Annotated in this window: 7 protein-coding genes and 1 pseudogene; 1 reads left to right on the top strand and 7 read right to left on the bottom strand. The window is 69.5% G+C overall.

Features of this window, described 5'->3' with window-relative positions:
* Window positions 1-176 precede the first annotated feature (176 nt).
* A complete protein-coding gene (locus tag Q8Q77_RS07185; protein WP_305582601.1) occupies window positions 177-1,445 on the bottom strand; it encodes a M20/M25/M40 family metallo-hydrolase in 1,269 nt (422 codons plus the stop codon).
* A 55-nt stretch (window positions 1,446-1,500) separates the two neighbouring features.
* Entirely contained in the window at window positions 1,501-2,040 is a 540-nt protein-coding gene (locus Q8Q77_RS07180) for a sigma-70 family RNA polymerase sigma factor (RefSeq protein ID WP_305582599.1), read from the bottom strand.
* A gap of 209 nt (window positions 2,041-2,249) precedes the next feature.
* Between Q8Q77_RS07180 and egtB the strand changes: the two genes are divergently transcribed.
* The gene (gene egtB / locus Q8Q77_RS07175) at window positions 2,250-4,472 is read left to right on the top strand and encodes an ergothioneine biosynthesis protein EgtB (RefSeq protein ID WP_305582597.1); all 2,223 of its coding nucleotides are present in this window, start codon (window positions 2,250-2,252) and stop codon (window positions 4,470-4,472) included.
* Here the strand turns inward: egtB and Q8Q77_RS07170 are convergent.
* From Q8Q77_RS07170 to Q8Q77_RS07150, 5 genes and pseudogenes are all read right to left on the bottom strand, one after another.
* Entirely contained in the window at window positions 4,469-4,687 is a 219-nt protein-coding gene (locus Q8Q77_RS07170) for a general stress protein (protein ID WP_254836972.1), read from the bottom strand. The genes egtB and Q8Q77_RS07170 overlap by 4 nt on opposite strands.
* Before the next feature lie 121 nt (window positions 4,688-4,808).
* Window positions 4,809-6,059, bottom strand: coding sequence for an ABC transporter permease (locus Q8Q77_RS07165; RefSeq protein WP_305582594.1), 1,251 nt, complete (start codon window positions 6,057-6,059; stop codon window positions 4,809-4,811).
* A gap of 2 nt (window positions 6,060-6,061) precedes the next feature.
* Complete coding sequence (locus tag Q8Q77_RS07160; protein ID WP_305582592.1) at window positions 6,062-6,739, bottom strand: ABC transporter ATP-binding protein; 678 nt, start codon at window positions 6,737-6,739, stop codon at window positions 6,062-6,064.
* Window positions 6,740-6,743: 4 nt separating this feature from the next.
* Window positions 6,744-8,330, bottom strand: coding sequence for an efflux RND transporter periplasmic adaptor subunit (locus tag Q8Q77_RS07155; protein WP_305582590.1), 1,587 nt, complete (start codon window positions 8,328-8,330; stop codon window positions 6,744-6,746).
* Between the two features lie 55 nt (window positions 8,331-8,385).
* Window positions 8,386-8,504: pseudogene (locus tag Q8Q77_RS07150) on the bottom strand (IS5/IS1182 family transposase); the annotation flags it as partial.

The raw sequence follows: 8,504 nt of genomic DNA, 5'->3' as shown, positions 1-8,504 counted from the left end.
CTCCTGCTCAGACCGGTCGAACCTCCGTTGAAGGGCATTTTAGTCCCCCTCACCCGGCCATGCGGCCGGGAGCTCCCCCAGAGGGGGAGCATCTGGCCACCGTGCCACTTGGATCTACGGCCATATGCGATAGCCCTGCCTCGAAAGGGGAGAGTGTAGGGTTCAATTCGTCACGACTAGTCCACCCCTGCGGTGGCCAGGACGGCGGCGAGGCCCACGGTCATGCCGCGTACGCTGGGCGCCTTGTCCACGTCGATCCACTCGTCCAGCGAATGGGCGCGGCCGCCGGTCCCACCCGAGCCGATGGTGATGGCCGGGATGCCGCGTCCCATGGGGGCGTTGGCGTCGGTCGACGAGGCCTCGAAGGTGGGCGTGTAGCCGAAGGCGTTGATGGCCGCGACGGTGTTGGCCACGATCGGCGCGGTCCTGGGCGTATTGCCCGCCGGCCGGTCGCCGATCGCGGTGAACTCGGCGCTGACCGCGCCCGAGCGGACCGAACGAACCTGGTTCTCGGCGGCGACGGCCCTCTCGACCACCGCCTTGAACTGGGCCTCCAGCTTGGCAAGTTCGGCCCCGTCGGCCGAACGCATGTCGAACTCGGTGAAGACCTTGTCGGGAATGGCGTTGACCGAGGTCCCGCCGCCGGTGACCGAGGCGGAATAGGTCACCTTTGGTTCGGTCGGCGGCTGGATAGCGTAGAGGTCGGCGACCGCCTTGCCCATGGCCGCCATCGGGTTGACGATGCCGAAGGCGCCGTAGCTGTGGCCGCCGGGCCCCTTGAAGGTGACGCGGTAGCGCTTCGACCCGACGCCGACATGGGTCACGTGGGCCGGATCGATGCCGTCGACCGAGAAGAAGGCCCGCGTATTGTCCTTGTGCTTGCCCTTGCCGAAGAAGTAGCGGACCCCGCGCAGGTCGCCCGCGCCCTCCTCGCCCACGGTGCCGACGAACAGGATGTCGCTCTTGGTCTTGATCTTGGCGGCGTCCAGGGCCCGCACCCAGGCCAGCAGGACCGCCAGGCTGCGCGAGTCGTCGGCGATCCCGGGGGCGTAGAGCTTGGTCCCCTCGCGCCGGACCTTCACGTTGGTCCCTTCAGGGAAGACCGTGTCGAGGTGCGCCGAGACCACCACCAGCGGGCCCGCCTTGGTTCCCTTGCGCAGGCCCATGACATTGCCCTCGGCGTCGATCTCCACATCCTTCAGGCCGTGGGCCTCGAACATGGCGCGATAGGCCTTGGCCCGTTCCATCTCCTTGAACGGCGGAGCGGGGATCTCGGTCAGGGTGACGATGTCGGCGACCGTGCGGTCATGCTCGGCGTCCAGGGTCGCCGCGGCGGTCTTGAACGCGGCGCTGTTGACGATCTTGGCTACGTCGTCCTTCGGCCCAGCGAGCGCGGGACCGGCGATCAGCAGGGCGAGGACGGCGGAGAGGCTGGTGCGGCGCATGGGCGATCCGGTTCACTGTGACCGATCCCGCATACTACGAGCCTGAGCTCCGGGGCTAGGCGCGGTTGACGCCGGCCGTGTGTTCCAGCGCCATGACGTCGGTGGCGTCGTCGGCGTCCATGATCTTCAGCAGCCTGGCCCGGGCGCGATTGACCCGGCTCTTGATGGTGCCGAGCGCGCAGCCGCAGATCGCCGCGGCCTCCTCGTAGGAGAGGCCCGCCGCGCCGACCAGGATCAGGGCCTCGCGGTGTTCGGCGGGAAGCTGCGCAAGGGCGGCCTGGAGGGCGTGCATGGCCACGCTCCAGTCCTGGGTGGGGGGACTGCGCAGGGCGCCGGCATATTCGCCGGTCTCGTCGCGCACCTCGCGGCGGCGGCGGATCACCTGGGTGTAGTAGGTGTTGCGCAGGATCGTGAACAGCCAGGCGCGCAGGTTGGTGCCGGTCTCGAACTTATCGCGATTGGTCCACGCCTTGATCAGTGTGTCCTGGACCAGGTCGTCGGCGTCGGATCCGTTGTGGCTCAGGGACCAGGCGAACGCTCGTAGCGCCGGGATCATGCCGACGACGTCATTACGCCAGTCGCTCTCACCGCTCATGATGTCCTCGACCCCCCCGGAGCCATCGAGCGCGGCCCATGGCCGTCCTCTCGTGGCAGGTGAACGCGTCTAGACTCCATCCGTTCCGCCTTGCGAACGGCGGCGGAATACCCACGTTCCCTGGAACGCCGAGGGGGCGGCGGCGTTCTGCGACTCGGCCGGTCGACCCCCCTTCGACGATCCTTTCTACGCGGTGACAGGAGCAGCCCATGGCGCATTCCGACGAGACGGCTGTTTCGCCCGCGCCCCACCGGGCGGCCCAGGCCCAAGCCGCCGCGCGCTATCGCCGCGTGCGACAGGCGACGCTGGCCCTGACCGCACACTTGTCGGCCGAGGATCAGCTGGCCCAGTCGATGCCCGACGCCAGCCCCACCAAGTGGCATCTGGCGCATGTGAGCTGGTTCTTCGAGACCTTCCTGCTGGTCCCCCGGCTGGCCGGCTACACCCCGTTCGACCCCAGCTTCGCCTATCTGTTCAATTCCTATTACGAGGCGCTTGGAGCGCGTCAGCCGCGGCCTGAGCGGGGCCTGTTGACCCGACCGTCTCTGAACGACGTGTTGGCCTATCGCGCCCATGTGGACGACGGCATGGACCGCCTGTTGCGCCGCGAGGCCTGGGCGGTCGCCGATCTGCTGGACCTGGGCCTGGCCCATGAGGAGCAGCATCAGGAACTGATCCTGATGGATATCCTCCATCTGTTCGCCCAGTCGCCGCTGAAGCCGGCCTACGCGCCCGCGCCGGCCTTGCCCGTTGGCGCCGATCCCGGCCCGGCGCGTCCGGTCGACTTCGCGGGCGGCCTGGTGGAGATCGGCCACGCCGGACGTGGATTCGCCTTCGACAACGAGGGGCCTCGCCACAAGGTCTATCTCCAGCCTTACCGGCTCGCCGACCGGCTGGTGACCAACAGCGAGTGGCTGGCCTTCATGGCCGACGGCGGCTACGCGCGGCCCGAGCTCTGGCTGTCGGAGGGCTGGGTCAAGGTCCAGGCCGAGGGCTGGACCGCACCGCTCTATTGGGAAGAGGCGCCGTCGGGCTGGCTGGCCATGACCCTGCAGGGCCGGCGCGCCATCGCGCCCCATGCGCCCGTCACCCACATCAGCTTCTACGAGGCCGACGCCTACGCTGCGTGGGCCGGGGCGCGCCTGCCCACCGAGGCTGAGTGGGAGCACGCCGCCCGCGGTATGCCGGTGACGGGCAACTTCCTGGGCAGCGGCCAGTACGGGCCGGCTGCGACGCCGGCCGATGCGCCCGGCCTGCGCCAGATGTTCGGAGACGTCTGGGAGTGGACCCGCAGCGCCTATTCGCCCTATCCCGGCTTCCGGCCGGCCGAGGGGGCGGTGGGCGAGTACAACGGCAAGTTCATGATCGGCCAGATGGTGCTGCGCGGCGGCTGTTGCACCACGCCGCGGGATCACGCGCGCGCCAGCTATCGCAACTTCTTCCAGCCCCAGCAGCGCTGGATGTTCTCAGGCCTGCGCCTGGCCTGGGACGCACCGGCTCAGATCGCCGAGCCCGACGGCGCCTTCGCCGCCGACGTCCGCAGGGGCCTGTCGCAGCGCCGCAAGGAACTGCCGGCCAAATACTTCTACGACGCCGAGGGCTCGGCCCTGTTCGAGGCGATCACCGAACTGCCGGAATATTATCCGACCCGCACGGAAATCGCCCTGCTGCGCGAGACGGCCCCGGCGATGGCGGCTCACATCCCGACTGACGCAGCCCTGGTGGAGTTCGGCAGCGGCGCCAGCACCAAGACCCGCATCCTGCTCGACGCCGCCCCGCAGACCGGGGCCTATGTCCCCATCGACATCAGCCCATCGGCTCTGGACGCCGCGGCGCAGGCGATCGGCCACGACTATTCCCGCCTTGCTGTGATCCCGCTGGTGGACGATTTCACCACCGCCCTGGACCTTCCCGCTGACGTGGGCGAGCGGCCGCGCGTGGGCTTCTTCCCGGGCTCGACCATCGGCAATTTCCAGCCGCATGAGGTGGTCGCCTTCCTGGCGGCGGCCCGCCATCTGCTGGGCGAGGGGGCGGGCTTCCTGGTGGGGATCGACCTGGTCAAGGACGCCGCGACCCTGGTCGCGGCCTACGACGACGCGCAAGGCGTCACCGCCGCGTTCAACCTGAACCTGCTGGCGCGAATCAACCGGGAGCTCGACGGGGATTTCGATCTCGCGGCCTTCCAGCACAGCGCCGTGTGGAATGCGGAGGAAAGCCGGATGGAGATGCATCTGGTGAGCCTACGCGACCAGACGGTTCGCGCGGCGGGCGCCACGTTCGGCTTCGCGGCCGGCGAGACCATCCACACCGAGAACTCCTACAAGTTCACGGTGGAGGGCTTCGCGAGCCTGGCGGAACAGGCGGGGTGGAAGCTGGAGCGGCGCTGGGAAAGCCCCGCTCCGAGCTTCGCGGTGGTCCTTTTGAGAGCTTAGCTCTCCAGGCGATCGCCGCGGGTGCGGCCGCCGCCTCGGGAAGATTCCCCGCCCTTGCGGCCGGCCGAGGCCGCGAGATCGCGGTCCTTGGCGAAACTGCGTTTCTCCCCCGGGACGCTGGCGCCGCCCTTGCGGGCGATCTCGCGTCGGCGTTCTGGATTCATGGCGGCGAACCCTCGGCGGGATTTCGGCTTGGCGTTCGGATCAAGGTCCATGAGCGACTCCTCTATGCGTCGACCGTTGGGGGAGGCGGCGACGCCGCGACTTCCGTTACGGTCAAGCAAACTCGCCAGATGCGGCTGAGGTTGCGAGGAAAGTGCAGTTGTCGCCTGCGACCTATTCGCGCCTCAGCGCCTCGATGGGATCGAGCCGCGCCGCGCGCCAGGACGGATAGGCTCCGAACACCAGGCCCACAAGACTGGAAAACCCTAGCGCCACAGGGCCGGCCCAGGGCGGAATGGCCGCGGGCCACGAGCCCAGCTTGGCGATGGCGATGGCGCCCAGCACCCCGATCAGCAGGCCGACCAGGCCGCCGGCCAACGAAAGCGTGATCGCCTCGAGGGCGAACTGGATCAGGACATCGGAGCGTTTGGCGCCCACGGCCATGCGCAGGCCGATCTCGCGGGTCCGCTCGGTGACCGCCACCAACATGATGTTCATGATGCCCACGCCGCCCACCAGCAGCGACACCATCGCCACCGCCGCCAGCAGGATCGTGAAGGTGGCGACCGCCGCCTGGGATGCCTGGAGGATCGAGGCCATGTTCTGGGTCTGGAAGTCGTCGTCGTCGCCCGGGCGGATGCGGTGCTGTTCGCGCAGCAGGTTGGTGGTGTCCTCCTGCACCCGGTCCAGGCTGTCGGCGTCGGCGGCCTTCACATAGATGGTCTGGACGGTGTCGCCGCGGGCGCGGCGGCCGACGATGCGCGAGCGCACGGCCTCCAGCGGCCCCAGCAGGACGTCGTCCTGGTCCTGGCCGAAGCTGGACTGACCCTTGGACTCCAGAACCCCGATCACCTCGAAGGGCACGCTGCGCACCCGCACGCGGCGGCCGACGGGGTCGAGGTCGCCCCACAGCTCACGCGCCACGGTCTGGCCGATCACCACCACCTTGCGGCCCTGGCGGGCCTCGCGGTCGTCGAACATGCGCCCGGACGCGATGACGAGGTCGCGGGCGATAAGATAGTCGGGGGTGACGCCCTCGATGCGGCTGTTCCAATTGGCGCCGTCGGCGGTGAGCTGGGCCTGGCCACGCACCACGGGGGCCACGGCTGTGACGTTCTCCACCTGCCTGGCGATGGCCTCGGCGTCGGCGTCGCTCAGGGTCTGGCCCGAGCCCGCCGCGCCCATCACGAACCCGCTTCCGCCTCCGCCCCCGCCGCCGCGCGAGGCGCCGGGCGAGACGATGATCAGGTTGGAGCCCAGGCCGGCGATGGTCGAGGTCACCCGCTGCTGCGCGCCTAGGCCGATCGAGGTCATCATCACCACGGCGGCCACGCCGATCACCACGCCCAGCGAGGTGAGCGCCGAACGCATCGGGTGGGCGATGATCGCACCGGCGGCGAAGCGCAGCAGCTCGATGGAGCGCATACTCAGGCCTCCCGCTCGTCGGAGACCACCAGGCCGTCGCGGAACGAGATGCGCCGGCGCGCGGCGGCGGCCACGTCGTGGTCGTGGGTCACCAGGATCAGGGTCAGGCCCTCGCTGTTGAGCTGGCGAAATAGCGCCAGGACCTCTTGGCCGGTGTGGGTGTCCAGGGCGCCGGTCGGCTCGTCGGCCAGCAGCAGGTCGGGGGAATTGGCCAGGGAGCGGGCGATGGCGACGCGTTGCTGCTGGCCGCCCGAGAGCTGGGTGGGCTTGTGGCCCATGCGAGGACCGAGGCCGACCCTTTCCAGCAGCTCGGCGGCGCGCTCGCGGCGTTCGCGCGGGGCCATGCCCGCATAGATCATCGGCAGCTCGACGTTCTGCAGGGCGGTCAACCGGGGCAGGAGTTGGAAGGACTGGAAGACGAAACCGATCCGCCGCCCGCGGAACCTGGCCAGCTCGTCGTCGGTGAACGATCCCACGTCCTCGCCGCCGAACCTGTAGGTCCCCGACGATGGCCGATCCAGGCCTCCGAGGATGTTCATCAGCGAGGACTTGCCCGAGCCCGAGGGCCCGATGACGGCGACGTTCTCGCCGCGGACGATGGACAGGGTGACGCCGGCCAGCGCCGCCACTTCCTCCTCGCCCATGACATAGACCTTCCGCAGATTGGTGATTTCGATCACGGCGCTACATCCGGACCCGGACGCCGCCACCGCCGCCAGGACCGCCCATGGGCGAGGCCGCCTTGATCTTGGCCTTGGGTCCGCCGCCGGTGATGACCTGGTCGCCGGCCTTCAGTGCGCCGCGGATCTCGGTGAACGAGCCGTCGGTGGCGCCGACCCGCACGGGGATCGGCACGGGCTTGTCGTCGCGCAGCACATAGACCACCCCGCCGGCGAAGCCCGAGCGGTCGCCGCGGCCGGCTTGGCCCATGGTGGCGCGCAGGGCGGCCAGCTTGGTCTTCTGGTCGGGCTTCAGCGTGGGCTCCAGCTTGGCGAGGGCCTCAGTCATGTTCTTGCGCATGGTCTCGCGCATTGCGGAGCGGTCGCCGCCGGCCGAGGCGAAGGCCGCCGCCGACTTCTGGCGCAAGTCGGCCTGGATGGCCGCCCAGGTCTTCTGCTGGGCCGCGTCGAGGTCGAGCTGGGCCACGACCCGCTGGCCGCCCATGCCGCCGCCCTGGCGTCCGCCGCCCTGCTGGCGTTGGCCGCCGCCTCCGCCGCCCATGCCGGGCGGGCCGAAGCCTGGCGCGCGCACGGTCTGGCCGTTCTCGCTGGCCGGGGTCCAGCGCAGGGCCGCGGCCGGCACCTTCAAGACATTGGCCTTCTGCTGCAGGACGATGTCGGCGTTGGCGGTCATGCCGGGCAGCAGCTTGCCCTGCGGATTGTCGGCCTCGGCCATGACGATATAGGCCACCACGTTCTGCTCAGTGACCGGCTGCTTGCGCACCTGAGTGACGATCCCGGTGAAGTTGTCGTCCGGGAAGGCGTCGACAGTGAACTTGACCGCCTGGCCCTCCTGGACCTGGCCGATGTCGGCCTCGTCGACCGAGATCTTCACCTCGACTTTCGACAGGTCCTGGGCGATGCGGAACAGGATCGGCGCCTGCAGGCTGGCGGCCACGGTCTGGCCGGGCTCGATCTGGCGGTCGACGATCACCCCGTCGATGGGGGCCACGATCGTCGTGCGGCCCAGGTCCACCCGCTGGACGCGCATGGCCGCCTGGCTCTGGGCGATGCGGGCGCGGGCGCTGTCGACGCCGGCGCGGGCCTGGAGGAACGCGGCCTGAGAGGTGTCCAGCACCGAGGGCGCGTAGATCCCCTGGTTCACCAGCGTACGCTTGCGGTTGTAGTCGGCCTGGGCGCCGGCGAGACCCGCCTGGGCCTGGCGCAGGGCGGCCTGACCGGCGGTGACGTCGGCCTGGCTCTGGGCCACCCGGCTCTCGTAGGTCTGTGGGTCGAGGAGCGCCAGCACCTGGCCGCGCTTCACCTCATCGTTGAAATCGACCATCACGCGGGTGATCTGGCCGGAGATCTGCGACCCCACATCGACCGTCACCAGGGCCTCCAGCGTTCCGGAGGCCGAAACCGACTTGGTGATGGATCCGGTCTCCACCGCCGCGGTTCGATAGGGGTCCTTCGGCGCCTTGGGCTTCATCACCTGCCAGCCGACCAGCGCCAGGGCCACGAGGGCCACGACGGCGAGCGCGATCCAGGCCGCGCGCGGCAGGCGCCTCGCGGCGCGGATCGGGGCCGAACCTGTGGGGGAGGGGCTCATGCGACTGGTGGTCTCCGAAATTCGCCCATTGGTTTAGGTAGCGGTGACCATTTAGCTATTTGAGCCACAGCATGATGGCGGCGAGGGTGACGAAGCCCATGAAGGTGGACGCGAGCTTGTCGTATCGGGTTGCGATGCGCCGGAAGTGCTTGATGCGGCTGAAGAAGCGTTCGA

Origin of the sequence: Phenylobacterium sp. (assembly GCF_030698145.1) — a bacterium.
Taxonomy (GTDB): Bacteria; Pseudomonadota; Alphaproteobacteria; order Caulobacterales; family Caulobacteraceae; genus Phenylobacterium.
Note: the sequence above shows the minus strand (reverse complement) of the source record. Positions and strands in the feature narration are given on the sequence as shown.